General features: G+C 72.8%; 18 protein-coding genes and 1 pseudogene. 11 read left to right on the top strand and 8 right to left on the bottom strand.

From position 1 onward, the window contains the following. Positions 1 to 27: 27 nt before the first annotated feature. The 4 genes from ABZ490_RS19615 to rsmI form a co-directional block, all read right to left on the bottom strand. On the bottom strand, positions 28 to 1,407 hold the full coding sequence (locus ABZ490_RS19615; RefSeq protein ID WP_358991492.1) for a ubiquitin-like domain-containing protein: 1,380 nt from the start codon (positions 1,405 to 1,407) through the stop codon (positions 28 to 30). Positions 1,408 to 1,491: 84 nt separating this feature from the next. Further along, the gene (locus ABZ490_RS19610; protein WP_358991489.1) at positions 1,492 to 2,394 is read right to left on the bottom strand and encodes a TatD family hydrolase; all 903 of its coding nucleotides are present in this window, start codon (positions 2,392 to 2,394) and stop codon (positions 1,492 to 1,494) included. Positions 2,395 to 2,487: 93 nt separating this feature from the next. Continuing rightward, positions 2,488 to 2,886, bottom strand: a complete 399-nt coding sequence (locus tag ABZ490_RS19605) for a hypothetical protein (protein ID WP_358991486.1) — start codon at positions 2,884 to 2,886, stop codon at positions 2,488 to 2,490. A gap of 292 nt (positions 2,887 to 3,178) precedes the next feature. Then, the gene (rsmI, locus tag ABZ490_RS19600) at positions 3,179 to 4,051 is read right to left on the bottom strand and encodes a 16S rRNA (cytidine(1402)-2'-O)-methyltransferase (protein ID WP_358991483.1); all 873 of its coding nucleotides are present in this window, start codon (positions 4,049 to 4,051) and stop codon (positions 3,179 to 3,181) included. A 127-nt stretch (positions 4,052 to 4,178) separates the two neighbouring features. On the opposite strand from rsmI, the gene ABZ490_RS19595 reads away from it, so the two are divergent. The 5 genes from ABZ490_RS19595 to ABZ490_RS19575 all read left to right on the top strand — a co-directional run bounded on the left by ABZ490_RS19595 (position 4,179) and on the right by ABZ490_RS19575 (position 11,083). Continuing rightward, positions 4,179 to 5,933: a phospholipid carrier-dependent glycosyltransferase gene (locus ABZ490_RS19595; RefSeq protein WP_358991861.1), complete on the top strand. Its 1,755-nt coding sequence runs from the start codon at positions 4,179 to 4,181 to the stop codon at positions 5,931 to 5,933. Positions 5,934 to 6,064: 131 nt separating this feature from the next. After that, positions 6,065 to 6,679, top strand: a complete 615-nt coding sequence (locus tag ABZ490_RS19590) for a DUF1326 domain-containing protein (RefSeq protein ID WP_358991480.1) — start codon at positions 6,065 to 6,067, stop codon at positions 6,677 to 6,679. After that, positions 6,667 to 7,443: a DUF2182 domain-containing protein gene (locus tag ABZ490_RS19585; RefSeq protein ID WP_358991477.1), complete on the top strand. Its 777-nt coding sequence runs from the start codon at positions 6,667 to 6,669 to the stop codon at positions 7,441 to 7,443. Before ABZ490_RS19590 ends, ABZ490_RS19585 begins: the two co-directional genes overlap by 13 nt. Positions 7,444 to 7,625: 182 nt before the next feature. After that, positions 7,626 to 9,245 (top strand): penicillin-binding transpeptidase domain-containing protein, encoded by a 1,620-nt coding sequence (locus ABZ490_RS19580; RefSeq protein WP_358991474.1) that lies wholly within the window; start codon positions 7,626 to 7,628, stop codon positions 9,243 to 9,245. 173 nt (positions 9,246 to 9,418) lie between these two features. Next, on the top strand, positions 9,419 to 11,083 hold the full coding sequence (locus tag ABZ490_RS19575) for a penicillin-binding transpeptidase domain-containing protein (RefSeq protein ID WP_358991471.1): 1,665 nt from the start codon (positions 9,419 to 9,421) through the stop codon (positions 11,081 to 11,083). Positions 11,084 to 11,114: 31 nt separating this feature from the next. Here ABZ490_RS19575 and ABZ490_RS19570 read toward each other — a convergent pair whose 3' ends face one another. Then, complete coding sequence (locus ABZ490_RS19570) at positions 11,115 to 11,465, bottom strand: SsgA family sporulation/cell division regulator (RefSeq protein WP_358991468.1); 351 nt, start codon at positions 11,463 to 11,465, stop codon at positions 11,115 to 11,117. Positions 11,466 to 11,656: 191 nt separating this feature from the next. Between ABZ490_RS19570 and ABZ490_RS19565 the strand changes: the two genes are divergently transcribed. From ABZ490_RS19565 to ABZ490_RS19540, 6 genes are all read left to right on the top strand, one after another. Further along, positions 11,657 to 12,706, top strand: a complete 1,050-nt coding sequence (locus tag ABZ490_RS19565) for an energy-coupling factor ABC transporter permease (RefSeq protein WP_358991464.1) — start codon at positions 11,657 to 11,659, stop codon at positions 12,704 to 12,706. A gap of 4 nt (positions 12,707 to 12,710) precedes the next feature. Then, positions 12,711 to 13,472 (top strand): cobalt ECF transporter T component CbiQ, encoded by a 762-nt coding sequence (gene cbiQ / locus ABZ490_RS19560; RefSeq protein ID WP_358991461.1) that lies wholly within the window; start codon positions 12,711 to 12,713, stop codon positions 13,470 to 13,472. Then, a complete protein-coding gene (locus ABZ490_RS19555; RefSeq protein WP_358991458.1) occupies positions 13,460 to 14,224 on the top strand; it encodes an ABC transporter ATP-binding protein in 765 nt (254 codons plus the stop codon). The genes cbiQ and ABZ490_RS19555 overlap by 13 nt, the downstream gene beginning before the upstream one ends. An 11-nt stretch (positions 14,225 to 14,235) precedes the next feature. Continuing rightward, the gene (locus ABZ490_RS19550; protein WP_358991858.1) at positions 14,236 to 14,703 is read left to right on the top strand and encodes a MarR family transcriptional regulator; all 468 of its coding nucleotides are present in this window, start codon (positions 14,236 to 14,238) and stop codon (positions 14,701 to 14,703) included. Positions 14,704 to 14,805: 102 nt separating this feature from the next. After that, complete coding sequence (locus ABZ490_RS19545; RefSeq protein ID WP_358991454.1) at positions 14,806 to 15,261, top strand: organic hydroperoxide resistance protein; 456 nt, start codon at positions 14,806 to 14,808, stop codon at positions 15,259 to 15,261. A 105-nt stretch (positions 15,262 to 15,366) separates the two neighbouring features. Continuing rightward, the gene (locus tag ABZ490_RS19540; RefSeq protein ID WP_358991451.1) at positions 15,367 to 16,533 is read left to right on the top strand and encodes a serine hydrolase domain-containing protein; all 1,167 of its coding nucleotides are present in this window, start codon (positions 15,367 to 15,369) and stop codon (positions 16,531 to 16,533) included. Between the two features lie 6 nt (positions 16,534 to 16,539). Here the strand turns inward: ABZ490_RS19540 and ABZ490_RS19535 are convergent, their stop codons facing one another. The 3 genes and pseudogenes from ABZ490_RS19535 to ABZ490_RS19525 all read right to left on the bottom strand — a co-directional run. After that, the gene (locus tag ABZ490_RS19535) at positions 16,540 to 16,815 is read right to left on the bottom strand and encodes a DUF1876 domain-containing protein (protein ID WP_358991448.1); all 276 of its coding nucleotides are present in this window, start codon (positions 16,813 to 16,815) and stop codon (positions 16,540 to 16,542) included. Positions 16,816 to 16,882: 67 nt separating this feature from the next. Continuing rightward, complete coding sequence (locus ABZ490_RS19530; RefSeq protein WP_358991445.1) at positions 16,883 to 17,713, bottom strand: arylamine N-acetyltransferase; 831 nt, start codon at positions 17,711 to 17,713, stop codon at positions 16,883 to 16,885. 5 nt (positions 17,714 to 17,718) lie between these two features. Then, positions 17,719 to 17,931, bottom strand: a pseudogene (locus tag ABZ490_RS19525) (EamA family transporter); the annotation flags it as partial.

The following is a 17,931-nucleotide window of genomic DNA, read 5'->3' as shown; positions in this document are numbered from 1 at the left end:
GGGTACGGGGGCCCGGCGGGCGGTCCCTCACCCGTGCAGCCGTGCCCCGCAGTGCGGCCAGGGGCTCGCGCCCCGGCGTACGTACAGCTTCTTGGCGCGGAGGGTCTGTTCCGCCGCCGGTGCGTCCTGGGGGCGCCCGCCGCCGCCGAGGGCGTGCCAGGTGCGGTCGTCGAACTGGTACAGCCCGCCGTACGTGCCCGACGGGTCGACCGCGTCGGGCCGGCCGCCGGACTCGCAGGCCGCGAGGCCCTGCCAGTTCAGCCCGTCGGCCCCCCGCGCCGACGTCGGCAGCGGTCTCGTGCCGACCCTGACCAGCTGGTCCCGGGGCGCGCGGACCACCTCGGTGCCGGTCCGGCGCGGTTTCTGGCGCACGCCGTTGACGGTGCGCAGGGCGTACGTGATGCGCCGCAGCCCGGGCTGTCCGGCCCGTTCGACGACCTCCGTGCCCCGGAAGAGGGCCGGGTCCTCGGTGCGCCGTACCGCGAACGGGATCGGCTCCTCGCGCACCTCCTTGCCCCCGGTGATCCGCAGCACGGTCACCGTCTGCCCGTCGCGCGGGAAGCTGCCGGCCGGCACGGAGGTGGTGTCCTCGCCGCGCAGGGTGATCCCGGCCTGCTCGACGGCCTCGCGCACGGTCGCCGCGTTGGTGCGGATCGTGCGGGCCCGGCCGTCGGCGAGGACCGTCACGGAGCGCTCGGTGCGCACGTCCAGCGCGAGCCCCTCCCGCCCGATGCGCCGGGTGCGCGCCAGCGAGAGGTACGCGCCGTCCGCGCGCACCCCGAACTGTTCGAGCGCCGCCTCCACCGTGCGCGCGGTCGTCCACACGTCGTGCCGGTGGCCGTCCAGGGTGAGCCGTACGGGCCGCCCGTACCGCACCTCGATCTCGTCGCCACTGGCGAGGGCCGTGTCCGGGGCCGGTGCCACGACGTCGTGCGCGCCGACCGGCACGCCCTCGTCGGCCAGCAGTTCCGTGACGTCGTCGGCGAAGGTGTGCAGGGTGCGCGCCTTGCCGTCGACGGTCAGCTCGACCGCCTTGTCCTCGGCGACGAACGCGGTGGTGCCCCCGGCCAGGAAGGCGACGACGAGGGCCTGCGGGAGCAGCCGGCGCAGGGCGGAGTCGGGGCGGTCGGCGGGCCGTGCCCGGCGCCGGCGCGCGGCCCGCCCGCCCTCCTCCGCGGGCACCGGCGCGCCCTGCTGCGGCAGGAACGGCCCCGGCAGCCGGAGGGTGTCCGGGGGCCGGGGCGTCTCGTAGGCGGGCCGGTAGGTGTCGTCGTACGGCGGCCGGTACGGGGCGTCCCCGGCCTCGGGGCCCGTGTGCACGCCGTGGGCGACGGTCTCCGCGTTGTGCAGGTCGACGTACGTGTCGCCGCCGCCGTAGGGCTCGTAGTACTGCTGCGAGTTGCTCACGCCGACACGCTCCAGGGGTCCTGGCGGTCCAGATCGGGCCCCCAGAACCTAGCGGAGAGGCGGTCACTCTCCAAAGCGGCGCAGCTACCCAGCGTTGTGTTCGGGTGACGTGTAACCGAACGCGCGTGCGGTGTTGGCGGCGAGTGCCGTCGCCAGGGTGTCCTCGTCGACGTCCCGTACGGCGGCCATGGCGCGCACCGTGACGGGGATCAGGTAGGGCGCGTTGGGCCGGCCGCGGTAGGGGGCGGGGGTGAGGAAGGGGGCGTCGGTCTCGACCAGGACCAGTTCCAGGGGGGCGACCGTGAGGGCGTCGCGCAGGTGCTGGGCGTTCTTGAAGGTGACGTTGCCGGCGAAGGACATGAAGTACCCGGCGCGGGCGCAGATCTCGGCCATGTCGGCGTCGCCGGAGTAGCAGTGGAAGACGGTCCGCTCGGGGGCGCCCTCCTCCTTCAGGATCCGCAGGACGTCGGCGTGGGCGTCGCGGTCGTGGATGACCAGGGCCTTGCCGTGCCGTTTGGCGATCTCGATGTGGGCGCGGAAGGAACGCTCCTGCGCCTCCTTGCCCCCGGGGCCGGTGCGGAAGTGGTCGAGTCCGGTCTCGCCGACGGCCTTGACGTGCTCCAGCGCGGCCAGGCGGTCGATCTCGGCGAGCGCCTCGTCGAGCGCCGCCTCGCCCCCCGGCTCGCGCGCGCCCTGCCGGGACCAGCCGTCGGGGTCGCCGTGCACGATGCGCGGGGCCTCGTTGGGGTGCAGGGCGACGGCCGCGTGGACGTTCTCGTACGCCGCCGCCGTCTCGGCCGCCCAGCGGGAGCCCTTGATGTCGCAGCCGACCTGGACGACCGTGGTGACCCCGACCGACGCGGCCTTCGCGAGGCCCTCCGCCACCGTGCCGGACTGCATGTCGAGGTGGGTGTGGGAGTCGGCGACCGGCACCCGAAGGGGCTCCGGCAGCGGCGGCGCCGCGTTCTTGTCGCTGGAGGAAGGCATGCCCCGATCCTACGGAAGGGGCACGCCCCGGCCCGGCCCGCGGTCCGCCACCGCAGGCCGGGCCGGGCGGGCCCGCGCTCGGCTCGCCCTCGCTCAGCCCGCCTTGCGGAAGGGGTGCAGGAGGTCGGACAGATGCCAGTGGTGGGGTTCCCTGGTCTGCGCCGGCACCTCGGGCACCTCCACCGGTCCCGCCGGGGGCACCGGGCGGGAGCGGCGGGCCGCGCCCTGCACCGACGACACCTGTCCGGCCCGCATGATGCGCACCACGTGCCCGTCGCAGTTCTGGCACGCGGGCCGGCTCAGCGGGGACGGCACGACCCGCCCGTCCGCCACGTACTGCACGAACTCGTGCCCGCCGCCGTCGATGTGGTGCTCTATCGCGTACGACTGCTCCCAGCCGTGCCCGCAGCGCATGCAGGCGAACGAATACGACTCGTTGACCACGCCGGTCGCCCCGTTGCGAAGGCCGGTCTGCCCTGTGATCTCACTCATGGCCAGCTCCTGTTGTCCGCTGGAGGGACGTGTCACGTCCCGTCATCCAGTGGATGCCTCGCACGGGCCGAAAGGCACCAGATCTGTGCAGTGTTGAAGCCGATTTGGGCGTCCCTTGCCACAAGCCCCGGCCGCCTTTGCCCGCACATGGGGCGCATGCTCATCCGACATGCGCCCTGCTCAGAGGGGGTGTGAGCGCGTTCACACCAGCGATCCGCGGCAGGTCACACCCCGTTCCCCTGGCGTCACAGCCACCGCTCGCCGGGTGCCGGGGCCCGCCCGTCACCCGCTGTCACAGACCCCCGGCGTTCTTCGCCGCCACCACCGCGTCGAACACCTCGCGCTTGGGCAGTCCCGCCTCCGCCGCGACCGCCGCGATGGCCTCCTTGCGGCGCTCCCCCGCCTCCTCGCGCACCCGCACCCGCCGCACCAGCTCCGCCGCGTCGAGCTCCTCGGGCCCGCGCTCGGGCGCGCCGGAGACCACGACGGTGATCTCCCCGCGCACCCCCTCGGCCGCCCACTCCGCCAGCTCGGCCAGCGGACCGCGCCTGACCTCCTCGTACGTCTTGGTCAGCTCACGGCAGACCGCGGCCCGCCGGTCCGCGCCGAACACCTCGGCCATCGCGGCGAGGGTGTCGTCGAGGCGGTGCGGGGCCTCGAAGTAGACGAGCGTGCGCCGCTCCTCGGCGACCTCCCGCAGCCGCGACAGCCGCTCCCCCGCCTTCCTCGGCAGGAACCCCTCGAAGCAGAACCGGTCGACGGGCAGCCCGGACAGGGCGAGCGCGGTCAGGACGGCGGACGGGCCGGGCACGGCGGTGACCCGGATGTCCCGCTCGACGGCCGCGGCGACCAGCCGGTAGCCCGGGTCGGAGACCGACGGCATGCCCGCGTCGGTGACGAGCAGCACGCGCGCGCCGCCCAGCAGGTCCTCGACCAGCTCGGGCGTACGGGCCGACTCGTTGCCCTCGAAGTACGACACGATCCGCCCCTTGGGCGTCACCCCGAGGGCCTGGGTCAGCCGGCGCAGCCTGCGGGTGTCCTCGGCGGCGACGACATCGGCGCCGGCCAGCTCCTCGGCGAGCCGCGGCGGGGCGTCGGAGACGTCGCCGATGGGCGTGCCGGCGAGGACGAGGGTTCCGGGCGCGAGAGCGGGCGTGTCTGTCACGTTCCCCATCCTCGCAGGCGCCGTGTGCCCGGGGTGACGCCCGGCATGACCGGCCGACTGGACCCATGCACGGGACTCACACAGCCCTGTTCCCTACGATGGCGCGGTGACCAGTACCGCGTCCTCCATGGACTCCACGGGCTCCACTGACCACCGGCCCGCAGCGACCGCGCACGACGACCCGCACGACCGGCGTCCGTCGTCGTGGCGGGAACGGCTGCGCCGTTTCGGGTACGCGGCCGAGCCCGCGGCCGATGTCCGGGCGCGGCTGGTGCCGCCGTACACACGGCCCAGTCCCCGGCTGTGGCAGACGCTGGGGCTGCCGCCGGTGTGGGCGGACCGGATCGCGCGCTGGTCGGGCTGGGGCGGTCCGCTGCTGGTCACGCTGGTGGCGGGCGTCATGCGGTTCTGGAACCTGGGCAACCCGAAGAAGGTGATATTCGACGAGACGTACTACGCCAAGGACGCGTGGGCGCTCGTCCACCGCGGGTTCGAGGTCAACTGGGACAAGAACGCCAACGACCTCATCCTCTCCACCGGCGGCCATGTCGCCGTCCCCACCGACGCGGCGTACGTCGTGCATCCGCCGGTCGGCAAGTACGTCATCGGGCTGGGCGAGCTGCTCTTCGGGTTCGATCCGTTCGGCTGGCGCTTCATGACGGCGCTGCTGGGCACGCTGTCCGTGCTGCTGCTGTGCCGGATCGGCCGCCGTATCTTCCGCTCCACGTTCCTCGGCTGCCTGGCGGGCGCGCTGATGGCGTTCGACGGGCTGGCCTTCGTGATGAGCCGCACCTCGCTGCTCGACGGGGTGCTGATGTTCTTCGTGCTGGCGGCGTTCGGGTGTCTGGTGATCGACCGCGACCGGGCCCGCGCCAGGCTCGCCGCGGCCCTGCCGCCGGACGTGGACGGCCGGGTGCGCCCCGACGCGCACATCGCCGAGACCGCGCGCCTCGGGCTGCGCCCCTGGCGCTGGGCGGCGGGTCTGATGTTCGGCCTGGCCATCGGCACCAAGTGGAACGCGCTGTACATCATGGCCGCGTTCCTCCTGATGACCCTGCTCTGGGACGTGGGCTCACGCCGGGTGGCGGGCGCCCGCCACCCCTACCGGGCGGTCCTGCGGCACGACACGGGCCTGACCTTCCTCGCGACGATCCCGGTCGCCCTGGTCACCTACCTGGTCTCGTGGACGGGCTGGATCCTCTCCCCGAGCGACGGTTCGGGCGGCTACTACCGCAACTGGGCGGCCACCGACGGCAAGGGCGGCAGCTGGACCTGGCTGTTCCCGGACTGGCTGCGCAGCCTGTGGCACTACGAGCACGAGGTGTACGAGTTCCACACCCACCTCACCTCGCCGCACAACTACCAGTCGAACCCGTGGAGCTGGCTGGTCCTCGGCCGCCCGGTCTCCTACTTCTACGAGTCCCCCTCCCCCGGCACGGACGGCTGCCCCACCGACGCGGGCGAGAAGTGCGCCCGCGAGGTCCTCGCGATCGGCACCCCGCTGCTGTGGTGGGCCGCCTGCTTCGCGCTGCTGTACGTCCTGTGGCGCTGGCTGTTCCGCCGCGACTGGCGCGCGGGCGCGATCGCCTGCGGCATCGCGGCCGGCTACCTCCCCTGGTTCATGTACCAGGAGCGCACGATCTTCCTCTTCTACGCCGTCGTCTTCCTCCCCTTCCTGTGCCTCGCGGTGGCGATGATGCTCGGCGCGATCATCGGCCCCCCGGGCTCCTCGGACACCCGCCGCGTGGCGGGCGCGACCGGCGCGGGCGTCCTGGTCCTCCTGATCGCCTGGAACTTCATCTACTTCTGGCCCCTGTTCACCGGGCAGGCGATCCCGATCGACCAGTGGCGGTCGCGGATGTGGATCGACACCTGGGTCTAGCCGCACGGTCGGCGGATCTGCGCGAGGGGGGTCGTCGGGAATAGCCTGGAGGGGAGCGGCGCCGGGGCCGAGTGGACCCTCCCGATGCACCCCCTTGACCCCAGGGGGCCGCAGGACAGGGAGGAAGTGTCATGCCCTGGAATCTGAACGGCACGTACCTGGAGAGCTGCAACTGTGACGTGGTGTGCCCCTGCACCACCTCGGGCCTCACCGCGCCGGCCGACCACGAGCGCTGCCAGGTGACCTTCGCGTTCCACGTGGACAGCGGGAGCGTGGACGACGTCGACGTCTCCGGCCGCAATGTGGCCGTCTTCGTCGACGGGCCGCGGGTGATGGCCGAGGGCGGCTGGCAGGTGGCGCTGTACGTCGACGCCTCGGCCGACGACGGTCAGGCGGAGGCGCTGGGCAGGGTCTTCTCCGGCCAGGCCGGCGGGCCGATGGCGGGGCTCACTCCGCTCATCGGCGAGGTCCTCGGCGTGCAGCGCGTCCCCATCGACTACCGCGACGACGGCCGCCGCCATGCCGCGCGGGTGGGCGACGCCATCGACATCGAGATCGAGGACCAGGTCGCCCCGCAGTTCGGCGAGGACGGTCCGGTGATGCGCCTGACGGGCCTGTTCCACCCGGTGAACAGCACGCTGACGGTCGCCCGGTCCACCCGGGCCACCGGCGACGGCGTGTACGGCCGGTCCTGGGACTTCACGGGCGGCAACGGACACGCGGCGCCCTTCACATGGTCCGGCTGACCGGTGGGCCGGGCGGGCCGGCCGCCGTCCGCCTCCGGGCGGCCCCGGCCGGGCTGCTGCTGGTCGTGGCGGCCGCCGCCTGGGTCTGGCTGGTGACGCGCTGGGGCGGCATGCCGGCGATGCCCGGCACCATGGGCCTGGGCGTGGCCGCCTTCCTGGCCGCGTGGACGCTGATGATGACGGCGATGATGCTGCCCGCCACGACCCCCGTCGCCGCCCTGTACGCCCGCACCATCACCGCGCACCGGGCCTCGCGCATGGTCGTCTTCACGGTCGGCTACCTGCTCGTCTGGGCCGTGGCCGGGCTGCCGGCGTACGCGCTGGCCGTCGGCCTCGGCCGGGCGGCGCACCTTCCCTCCGCGGCGGGGACGGCGGTGGCCGCGGCCGTGTTCGCGATCGGCGGCGTCTACCAGCTCACGCCGCTGAAGGACCGCTGTCTGGCGCGGTGCCGTTCGCCGATCGGCCTGATGCTGCGCTACACCTCGTACCCGGGGGCCTCGCGCGATCTGCGGGCCGGAGCCCACCACGGGGCCTTCTGCCTGGGCTGCTGCTGGTCGCTGATGCTGCTGCTGGCGGCGTTCGGCGTGATGAACCTGTGGGCCATGGTGGCCCTGGCCGCCGTGATCACCGCCGAGAAACTCGCCCCGGCCGGCCACCTGGTGGCCCGCACCGTGGGCATCGCCTCGCTCGCCCTGGCCGTCGCGGTCTTCTGGTTCCCGGCCCTGGCTCCGGGCCTGACCGGCGGCGACATGACCGGGATGTGAGGACGTACCGCAGGTCGCTCTCATCGCTAGACAACGTTCACGTACATGATTGAGCACCGCGGGCTAACGATTCCGGAAACTGTCGTCCCCCATGCCTCCCTTTCCGCTTACTGTGAGCCTGGACAGGGATTTCTGAACGTGTTCAGAAACGCCGTGCAGGTGTCAACGGGGAGGGTACGCACATGCGCAAGGGGGCGAAGGCAGCCATAGTCGGCTCGGTGTTCGTCGTGATGGTGGGCGGCGCCGGGTACGGGGCCTTCAACATCGTGAACGCGGTGAGCGGGGGCGGCGCGGGCGGCGGGCCCGCGCCCGTGAAGACCGGGCCGCCGAGCAGCGGCGAGGTGAAGGACACCAGCACGAAGTTCTTCGCCGCGTGGGAGAAGGGCGAGGCCGCGGCCGCGGCCTCGCTCACCAACAACGCCGAGAAGGCCGAGCCGCTGCTGACCGCTTACGGCGCGACCGCCCACATCGCCGGTGTGAAGATCACTCCGGGTGCCGCCACCGGGGACACCGTGCCGTTCAGCGTCAAGGCGACCGTGTCCTACGAGGGCGAGTCCAAGCCGCTCGCCTACAAGAGCGAGCTGACCGTGGTGCGCGGGGTCACCACCGGGAAGGCGCTGGTGGACTGGCAGCCCGCGGTCGTCCACCCCGAGCTGAAGAACATGGACGACACCCTGGTCACCGGCGACGCCTCCGCCCCGCCGATCGAGGCCGTCGACCGCTCCGGCAAGGTGCTCACCAAGGAGAAGTACCCCTCGCTCGGCCCGATCCTCGACGAGCTGCGCGCCAAGTACGGCGACAGGGCGGGCGGCACCCCGGGAGTCGAGCTGGCGATCCGGCACGCCGCCCCGGACACCGCCGACACCCCGCTGCTGACCCTGGCGGAGGGCAAGGCGGGCAAGCTGCCCACCACCCTCAGCGCGCGCGTGCAGGCGGCGGCCGAGAAAGCGGTCACGAAGTACGCCGAGTCCTCGGTGGTGGCCGTCAAGGCGAGCACCGGCGAGGTGCTGGCGGTCGCCAACAACCGCACCGACGGCTGGAACGCCGCGTTCCTCGGCCAGGTCGCCCCCGGCTCCACCTGGAAGATCGTCAGCTCCGCCACCCTCATCGACAACGGGATCACCACGGCGAACGGGCCCGCGCCCTGCCCCGCCGAGGCCGTGTGGCAGAGCCAGACCTTCCACAACATCAAGAACATGCCCCCGAACGAGAACGCCACCCTCTCCGAGAGCTTCGCCCGCTCCTGCAACACGGCGTTCGTGAAGTTCGCCGACGAGGTGAAGGTCGAATCCCTCACCGACGAGGCGAAGAACCGCTTCGGGATCGGCCTCGACTGGAAGACCGGCATCCCGTCCTTCGACGGCTCGGTCCCCGCCTCCGGCGGCCCGGACACCGCGGCCAACCTGATCGGGCAGGGCCAGGTCCAGGTGAACCCGCTGAACCTGGCCTCGGTGACGGCGACCGCGATGACGGGCTCCTTCCGGCAGCCGGTGATCGTGCCGCAGAGCCTCGACGATCGCGAACTGGCACGCGCGCGTGGGCTGTCGGCCGGCACCGTCGCGCAACTGCGCGCCATGATGAACCGCACCGCGGCCAGCGGCACCGCCGCCGCCGTGATGTCCGGCCTCGGCCCGGACTACGGCGCGAAAACCGGCTCCGCGGAGGTCGACGGCCAGGCCAAGTCCGACAGCTGGTTCACCGGCTACCGCGGCGATGTGGCCGCCGCGGCCCTGGTCCAGGACGGCGGGCACGGCGTGGACGCGTCCGGCCCGATCGTCGCGCAGGTGCTGCGCGCCGGGTGACGTCCGGCCGAACCCGCTGACGCAAGTCTGTAACAGCTGGGTGGTTGACGTCACACATGACGTCACCTCCACAGCGCGGGACTCTAGGGTGGTTGCCGTCGTTGGGGTGAGTGAGGGCAACGAGGGCACCGGGGCAAGGGGAGCCCCCTGGGGATCCAGGAGGATCACAGGCTGTGGGCAAGAGAAGGCGCGTCGACGAGCGGCGCAGCAAGCGACGGCCCGCCGTCGTCGGCGGCATGGTCGCCGTCGTCGTCGGCGGGGCCGGGATCGGCGTCTACGCGCTCTACGGCGGCGCGGCGGCCGAGGCCGGTACGGCGGCCAGGCTGAAGCCGGTCGTCAAGACCGGGCCGCTGTCCCAGACCGAGGTGACCACCGCGGCCCGCACGTTCCTGACGGCCTGGCAGCAGGGCTCGGTCGCGAAGGCGGCGGCCGCCACCGACGACTCCACGGCCGCCACCGCCCTGCTCACCGGCTACACCGAGGACGCCCACATCTCGGACGTCACCCTCACCGCCGGCAAGCGCACGGGCGACAAGGTCGCCTTCTCCGTGAAGGGCACGGTGACCTACAAGAAGGTCACGAAGCCGCTCTCGTACGGCAGTGCGCTGACCGTCGTACGCCGCGCGAAGGACGGCCGGGCGACCGTCGCCTGGCACGCGTCCGTCGTCCACCCCGACCTCTCCGACGGGGACACCCTGGTGACCGGCGCGGCGGGCGACCCCCCGGTCACGGCGCTCGACCGGGACGGCGGCGAGATCACGGCGGCGACGTACCCGTCCCTGGGCACGGTGCTGGACGGTCTGCGCGAGAAGTACGGCAAGAAGGCGGGCGGCACGGCGGGCGTCGAGCTGCGGGTGGTGCGCGGCAAGGCGTCGAAGGCGAAGAAGGCCTCCGACAAGACGCTCCTGGAGCTGAGCAAGGGCACCCCGGGCACGGTGAGGACGACCCTGAGCCCGACCCTCCAGGCCGCCGCCGAGCAGCAGGTCGCGAAGACCGCGCGCGCGTCGGTCGTCGTCCTGCGCCCCTCCACCGGCGAGATCCTCGCGGTGGCGAACAGCAGCCATGGCTTCAACACCGCGTTCAACGGCTCCCTCGCGCCCGGCTCCACCTGGAAGGTCGCCGTGTCGTCGCTGCTCATCGAGAAGGGGCTGGCGTCGGCGGACAAGGTGCACCCGTGCCCGAAGACGTTCACCTACGGCGGCTGGAAGTTCCACAACGACGACGACTTCCAGATCAAGGGCGGCACCTTCAAGGCGAGCTTCGCCCGCTCCTGCAACACGGCCTTCATCAGCCAGGCGGGTGAGCTGGACAACGACAGCATGACCAAGCAGGCGCAGCAGGTGTTCGGTCTGTCGATGAACAACTGGGCCATCGGCGTCCCGTCGTTCGACGGCTCGGTGCCGGTGCAGTCGGCGGCCCAGATGGCGGCGTCCCTGATCGGCCAGGGCGGGGTGCGGATGAACCCGCTGAACATGGCGTCGGTCTCGGCGACGGTGAAGTCGGGCACCTTCCACCAGCCGTACCTGGTCTCGCCGACGGTCGACCACCGCACCCTCGCCACGGCGTCCCGCACGCTGTCCGCGTCCACCCTGTCGCAGCTGCGCGAGCTGATGAAGTACACGGCGGACTACGGCACCGCCGCCGAGGCGATGTCGGGTCTCGGTGGCGACGACGGCGCGAAGACCGGCTCGGCGGAGGTCGACGGCCAGTCCAAGCCGAACGGCTGGTTCACGGCCTACAAGGGCGACCTGGCGGCCGCGGGAGTGGTCCAGGCCGGCGGCCACGGCGGAGACACGGCGGGCCCGATCGTGGCGGCCCTGCTGAAGCTGGGCGGCTGAGCGCGTGAGGCCGGGCGGCTGAGCGCGCCCGTCACCTCACCACCGGCTCCGCCGTATAGGTCCGCCGCAGAAACCGCAGCAGAGCCTGGGAGTCGAACTGCACCACCGAGACACCCTGCGAGGAGTGGAACTCGACGACCGCCTGCACCCGCCCCAGCGGCCACACCCGCACCTCCCCCGTCCCGGCCGGCGCGCGCAGTCCCTGCTCCAGCAGGGTCCGCTCGAACGTCCACTCGTGCCGGTCGGGCAGCCCCACCCGCACGGACCGCGGGTCGTCCTCGGGGTCGTAGCGCAGGACGACGGGAACGGCGTCGCGTTCCTCCTCGACCAGGTCGGCGTCCGTGACGATGTGGGCTCGCGCGTACTGCTCGACTACGGACATCGTCGGCCCTCTCACGCTGCGTGACGCAAGGGGAAGCTGTGCGTCAGCTCCCCCTCCAATGTCGCACATTTTCCGGAATGCGCTCCTCCGAGCAGGCGTATCTCATATGTGCGATACGCCGTACAGCGCGCTCTGATTCACGAGCGCCTCGCTCTTGCGAACCGTTCGCATTAAGCCTCTATCATCGACGGGTGCACGTACCCGACGGATTCATCAACGCCCCGACCTCCGCCGTGACCGGAGTCGTCGCCGCGGGCGCCATCGCCGTGAGCCTGCGCGGCGCGCGCCGTGAGCTCGACGAGCGGACGGCCCCGCTGGCCGGCCTGGTCGCGGCGTTCATCTTCGCCGTGCAGATGCTGAACTTCCCCGTCGCCGCGGGCACCAGCGGCCATCTGCTGGGCGGTGCGCTGGCCGCGATCCTCGTGGGCCCCTACACCGGGGTCCTCTGTGTGTCCGTGGTGCTGCTGATGCAGGGCATCCTCTTCGCCGACGGCGGGCTGACCGCGCTCGGCGTGAACATCACCGACATGGCGATCGTGACGACGGTCGTGGCGTACGCCGTCTTCCGCGGCCTGGTGAAGGTGCTGCCGCGCACCCGCCGCTCGGTCACGGTCGCCTCCTTCGCCGCCGCCCTGCTGTCCGTCCCCGCCGCCGCCGGGGTCTTCACGTTCCTGTACTGGATCGGCGGCACCACCGACGTGGCGATCGGCAAGGTCGCCACCGCGATGGTCGGCGTGCATGTGCTGATCGGCGTCGGCGAGGCCATCATCACCGCGCTGACGGTCGGCGCCGTGATCGCCGTACGACCGGACCTCGTGTACGGCGCGCGCGGGCTGCACCAGAGGCTCAAGCTGCGCGTGCACGGCGAACTGGTCGACGCCCCCGACGCGCACCCGGCGCCCGTCGCGGCGCGCACCTCGCGGCGCACGCTGTGGGTGACCGGTCTCGTCACCTCCCTGGTCCTCGCGGGCTTCGTCAGCTTCTACGCCTCCGCGAACCCCGACGGCCTGGAGAAGGTCGCCGCCGACCACGGCATCGACCGCAAGACCGAGGACCACGCGAGCGCGGACTCCCCGCTCGCCGACTACGGCGTCAAGGACGTCACCGACGCCCGCCTGTCCGGCGGTCTCGCCGGCGTGATCGGCGTGGGCGTGACCGTCGTCGCGGGCAGCGCGGTGTTCTGGGCGGTGCGCCGGCGCCGTACCCCGGACGCCGCCCCCACCGCCGTAGAGAGCGCCTGACGGCATGGGAGCGGGACACGCGCACCGGCTCTACCGGCACGGGCACTCGCCCGTGCACGGACTGCCTCCGCACACCAAGCTCGCCGCCGTCTTCGCGTTCGTGGTCGTCGTCGTGTCGACGCCCCGTGAGGCGATGTGGGCGTTCGGCCTGTACGCCGTGCTGCTCGCGTCCGTCGCCCGGCACGCGCGCGTGCCCGCCCGCTTCCTGCTCAAACGTCTGCTGATCGAGGTGCCGTTCGTCGCGTTCGCGGTGCTGATGCCGTTCGTGGCGGAGGGCGAGCGGGTGGACGTCCTCGGGCTGTCCCTCAGCGTGAACGGCCTGTGGGGCGCCTGGAACGTCCTCGCCAAGGGCACCCTGGGTGTCGCCGCCTCCGTGCTCCTGGCGGCCACCACGGAGCTGCGGGAGCTGCTCCTGGGCCTCCAGCGCCTGAAGCTGCCCCCGCTGCTGGTGCAGATCGCGTCCTTCATGATCCGTTACGGCGATGTCATCACCGACGAGATGCGCCGGATGCGGATCGCGCGCGAGTCGCGCGGCTTCGAGGCGAGGGGCGTACGGCACTGGGGCGTGCTCGCCAAGTCGGCGGGCGCGCTGTTCATCCGCTCCTACGAACGCGGCGAGCGGGTGCACCTGGCGATGGTCAGCCGGGGGTACGCCGGTTCGATGCCCGTGATCGACGAGGTGACCGCGTCCCGGGCGCAGTGGTCGTACGCCTTCGCCCTGCCGGTCGCCGCCCTGGTCGTCTGCGTGTTGGGATGGACGCTGTGACTGCTACCGCTTCCCTGGAGGTCTCCGGCCTCGCCTTCGCCTACCCCGACGGCCATCAGGCGCTGTTCGGCGTGGATTTCAGCGTCGCGCGCGGGGAGCGCGTCGCGCTGCTCGGGCCGAACGGCGCCGGCAAGACGACCCTCGTGCTGCACCTCAACGGCATCCTGACCGGCGGGGCGGGCACCGTGACGGTCGCCGGACTGCCCGTCGGCAAGCGGCACATGGCGGAGATCCGCCGCAAGGTCGGCCTGGTCTTCCAGGACCCGGACGACCAGCTGTTCATGCCGACGGTCCGCGAGGACGTGGCGTTCGGCCCGGCCGCGGCCGGGCTGAAGGGCGCGGAGCTGGAGGAGCGCGTGGACCGCGCGCTCGCCCAGGTCGGCATGGCGGAGTTCAAGGACCGCCCGCCGCACCACCTGTCGTTCGGCCAGCGCCGCCGGGTCGCCGTCGCGACCGTCCTCGCGATGGAGCCGGAGATCCTCGTCCTGGACGAGCCGTCCTCCAACCTCGACCCCGCCTCGCGCCGTGAGCTCGCCGACATCCTGCGCTCGCTCGACGTGACCGTGCTGATGGTCACGCACGACCTGCCGTACGCCCTGGAGCTGTGCCCGCGGGCGCTGGTCCTGAGCGAGGGCGTGATCGCCGCGGACGGCCGCACGGGCGAACTCCTCGCCGACGAGGCCCTGATGAACGCGCATCGACTGGAGCTGCCCTTCGGGTTCGACCCGCGCTCCGTCACAATGGGTGCGTGACGAATGGGCGCGTGACCGACGAGAACCGGACGGCCGAGCGTACGCCGCTGCTCGACGAGCAGTTGTGCTTCGCGCTGTACGCGGCCCAGCGCGCGGTGACCTCCGCCTACCGGCCCGTCCTGGACGAGCTGGGGCTCACCTACCCGCAGTACCTGGTGCTGCTGGCGCTGTGGGAGCGCGGCGAGACCACCGTCAAGGAACTGGCGGCGGCCCTGCGGCTCGACTACGGCACGATGTCGCCGCTGCTCAAGCGCCTGGAGGCGGCGGGCCTGGTCCGCCGTGAGCGCTCCGAGCGCGACGAGCGCACGGTCCTCGTCGCCTGCACGGGCCGCGGCGAGGAGCTGAAGGGCCGCGCGGCCCGCGTCCCCGGCACCCTGATGAACGCGACCGGCCTGGAGCCGGCCGAGGTCGCCCGCCTCCGCGAGGAACTCTGGGGCCTGGCGGAACGCGCCCACGGCGCGACGGGCCGCGCGAGCTGAGGTTACCGGCGGTTACCACCCCCTGCTCGAACCACCCCGACCTACCGGCCGGTACCTTGTGCACGATGTAATTGGGGAATGTTTCAGGGGGAGGGTCCCGCTGTGAGCGAAGGTGACGCCGTCGACACCGTCGACACCCGTCCGACGAAGATCATGTACGTCGCCGAGGCGACCGCGCACGGAGGGCGCGACGGGTATGTGACCAGCCAGGACGGCCATATCGAGCTGAAGGTGGCGATGCCGCCGGAGCTGGGCGGCGACGGCAACGGCACCAACCCGGAACAGCTCTTCGCGGCCGGCTACAGCTCCTGCTTCCACAACGCGCTGATCCTCGTCGGCAACCGCGCGGGCTTCGACCTGACCGGCTCCACGGTCGCCGCGAAGGTCGGCATCGGGCCCAACAAGACCAAGGGCTACGGCCTCGCGGTCGCCCTCAGCGTCTCGCTGCCCGTCCTCGACCAGGGCCTCGCCGAGAAACTGGTCGACGCGGCCCACCAGGTCTGCCCGTACTCCAACGCCACCCGCGGCAACATCGATGTAACGATCATTCTCGGCTAGCGGGACGCAGGAATCGCAGGCCCGCCGCACCTGTTGACCGCAAGGTCGAAGGTGTATCGGGCGGGTCGCGCGAGCCGGTCGAGCAGGCGAGAGGGATGTGCGGGCGTGGACGTGAACGGTGCGGTGGCCGAGGGATTCGAGCCGGTCCGGGAGGCGTTCGCACGGAACTTCGGCACGCTCGGGGAGCGGGGCGCCGCCGTGGCCGTCTACCGGGACGGGCACAAGGTCGTCGACCTGTGGGGCGGCACCCGGGACGTCGACGGCACGGCTCCCTGGGAGCACGGCACCGCGCAGATCGTGCGCTCCGCGACCAAGGGCGTCGCCGCCGCCGCACTCCTCCTGCTGCACCAGCGCGGACAGCTGGACCTGGACGCGCCCGTGGGGACGTACTGGCCGCAGTACAAGGCGGCCGGCAAGGAGCACACACGCGTGCGCGACCTGCTCGCGCACCGCGCGGGCGTGCCCGTCCTCGACCGGCCGCTGACGCCCGCCGAGGCCGCCGACCCCGAGCTGGGCGCGGCGGCCGTCGCCGCGCAGGCGCCCGTCTGGGAGCCGGGGAGCGACCACGGCTACCACGCGCAGACGTACAGCTGGCTGACCGGCGAGCTGGTGCGGCGGGTCACCGGGCGGCCGATCGGTGCGTGGATCGCCGACGAGATCGCCGGACCGCTCGGGGCCGACCTGTGGCTGGGGCTGCCGCCGTCGCTCCACGCGCGCGTGGGGCGCGTCGGGCAGATCGACGCGCCCGTGCCGACGGGCGGCCTGCGCACCCGGCCCAAGCGGTCCGTCGCCGACGCCTACGCCGACCCCGCCTCGCTCACCCGCCGCGCCTTCGCCGCGATCACCCCGCTGCCCGACGAGAACGACCCCGCCTACCGCGAGGCCGCCCTGCCCGCCTCCAACGGCATCGCCACCGCCGACGGCCTGGCCCGCTTCTACGCCTCACTCATCGGCGAAGTCGACGGCGGCGTGCGGCTCTTCGCCCCCGGGACGGCCGCCCTGGCCCGCACCGAGCGGTCCGCGGGACCGGACCGGGTGCTGGTGGTCACCACCCGGTTCGGCCTCGGCTACATGCTGCACGGCGGGGCGTCCCCGCTGCTCTCCCCCACCTCCTTCGGCCACCCCGGCCGCGGCGGCGCGCTGGGCCTCGCGGACCCCGACACGGGCATCGCCTTCGGCTATGTCACCAACGGCTTCCGCACGAGCGTGACGGCCGACCCGAGGGCACAGGCCCTGCTGCGGGCGGTCCGGACGGCGGCCGCCACGGCCTGACGGGCCTCAGATGTTGATCGAGTGGGACGTCCGCCCCGACGCGTCGTCGATCTCCCCGTGCGCCTTCGTCAGCAGCTGCATCGCGAGTTCGTTGAGGGCGCGGGCGCCCGCTATCTCCTCGCCGACCCGGGGCTGGTTGCTGTCGATCTGATGGCGGCTGGCGTGCCCGCGGGACCGTACCTCGGTCCCGTCCGGCAGCCGGACCAGCGCGGCGGCGCTCGTGTGCTGATCGTCCTCCTTGAACTCCAGCTCGACGTGCCATCCCACAGCGGTGTGCATCATGTCGGTCACCTCCGGAAGTCCTGCTTCCAGGGTGCTCCTCCGGACGGACGCCCGCACCCACGCGGGTTCAGCCCGGCAGGACCGGCCCCTCGGGCACGTCGATGCCGAACTCCTCCGCGCAGATCCGCCTCACCTCGGCCTCCCCGGACAGCTCCCGCTCGACGACCCGGCCGTCGCCGCCGGTGCGCACGAACCGGACGCCGTCCAGGAGGAGGTGGCCGCCGTCCGGGATGAGACGCAGGACGCGCGGTCGCCGACGGAACGGGGAGCGCGGATGGGCGGCGATGTACCAGTTGGTCACCTCGAAGTCCGGCCGTGCGAACGGCGCGAGGGTGAAGACGTACTGCGCCTGCCAGGCGTCCTCCGTACGGAACTCCAGCGTCCACGGCTCCAGCGGCCCGTCGGAGGGCAACCGGACGAGCCGGTGACGGCGTCCGGCGCCGGAGTGCTCGCCCGCGGCCAGCGGGAGCGGCTCCAGCGGCGCGCCGGGGGCACCGAAGCCGACGTCGGCCAGACGCGGCTGCGGGTCGCCGGGCACCTCGACGAGCAGCGCCATGTGGGTCATCGGCCGGTCCTCGGCCCGCGCCGCGCCCAGCACCACCCGCGCGGCGAGCCGGGTCACCCGGAACCCGAGGGCCGTCAGCACCTCCGCGAACAGCGTGTTCTGCTCGTAGCAGTAGCCGCCGCGCCGGCCGCGCACCAGTTTGGCCATCAGATCGGCGGGGGCCAGGGACGGGACGACACCGCGTACGGGGTCCAGGTTCTCGAAGGGGAACGCGCGCACGTGCGCGTGGTGCAACGCGCGCAGGGTGCCCGCGTCGGCGCCGCGGCCACCGAGGTGGCCGATGCGCTCGCAGTAGGCGTCGAGGTCCGCACGGCTCAGGGAAGAAGTCTCCATGGCGGTCAACCGGCGTGCAGCATCAGGCCGATACCCACGACGAGCAGGCACGCGGCGGCGATGCGCGGGGCGCCGAACGTCTCCTTGAAGAACAGGGCGCCGATGGCGGCGCCGACGATGATGGACGACTCGCGCAGCGCGGCGACGGGGGCCAGTGCGGCGCGGGTCTGGGCCCACAGGACGAGGGCGTAGGCGGCGACGGACAGGGCCGAGCCGAG

Origin of the sequence: Streptomyces sp. NPDC005811, from assembly GCF_040630405.1 — a bacterium.
GTDB lineage: Bacteria > Actinomycetota > Actinomycetes > Streptomycetales > Streptomycetaceae > Streptomyces.
The sequence above is the reverse complement of the archived record's forward strand: the minus strand, read 5'-3'. Positions and strand labels throughout refer to the sequence as shown.

What these genes read in the sequence shown, in the direction of transcription:
- cbiQ (WP_358991461.1), top strand. Translation starts at nt 12,711, where the DNA reads ATGGGAGCGGGACACGCGCACCGGCTCTACCGGCACGGGCACTCGCCC.
- ABZ490_RS19570 (WP_358991468.1), bottom strand. Translation starts at nt 11,465, where the DNA reads ATGTCCGTAGTCGAGCAGTACGCGCGAGCCCACATCGTCACGGACGCC.
- ABZ490_RS19555 (WP_358991458.1), top strand. Translation starts at nt 13,460, where the DNA reads ATGGACGCTGTGACTGCTACCGCTTCCCTGGAGGTCTCCGGCCTCGCC.
- ABZ490_RS19595 (WP_358991861.1), top strand. Translation starts at nt 4,179, where the DNA reads ATGGACTCCACGGGCTCCACTGACCACCGGCCCGCAGCGACCGCGCAC.
- ABZ490_RS19585 (WP_358991477.1), top strand. Translation starts at nt 6,667, where the DNA reads ATGGTCCGGCTGACCGGTGGGCCGGGCGGGCCGGCCGCCGTCCGCCTC.
- ABZ490_RS19590 (WP_358991480.1), top strand. Translation starts at nt 6,065, where the DNA reads ATGCCCTGGAATCTGAACGGCACGTACCTGGAGAGCTGCAACTGTGAC.
- ABZ490_RS19610 (WP_358991489.1), bottom strand. Translation starts at nt 2,394, where the DNA reads ATGCCTTCCTCCAGCGACAAGAACGCGGCGCCGCCGCTGCCGGAGCCC.
- ABZ490_RS19530 (WP_358991445.1), bottom strand. Translation starts at nt 17,713, where the DNA reads ATGGAGACTTCTTCCCTGAGCCGTGCGGACCTCGACGCCTACTGCGAG.
- ABZ490_RS19605 (WP_358991486.1), bottom strand. Translation starts at nt 2,886, where the DNA reads ATGAGTGAGATCACAGGGCAGACCGGCCTTCGCAACGGGGCGACCGGC.
- ABZ490_RS19535 (WP_358991448.1), bottom strand. Translation starts at nt 16,815, where the DNA reads ATGATGCACACCGCTGTGGGATGGCACGTCGAGCTGGAGTTCAAGGAG.
- ABZ490_RS19580 (WP_358991474.1), top strand. Translation starts at nt 7,626, where the DNA reads ATGCGCAAGGGGGCGAAGGCAGCCATAGTCGGCTCGGTGTTCGTCGTG.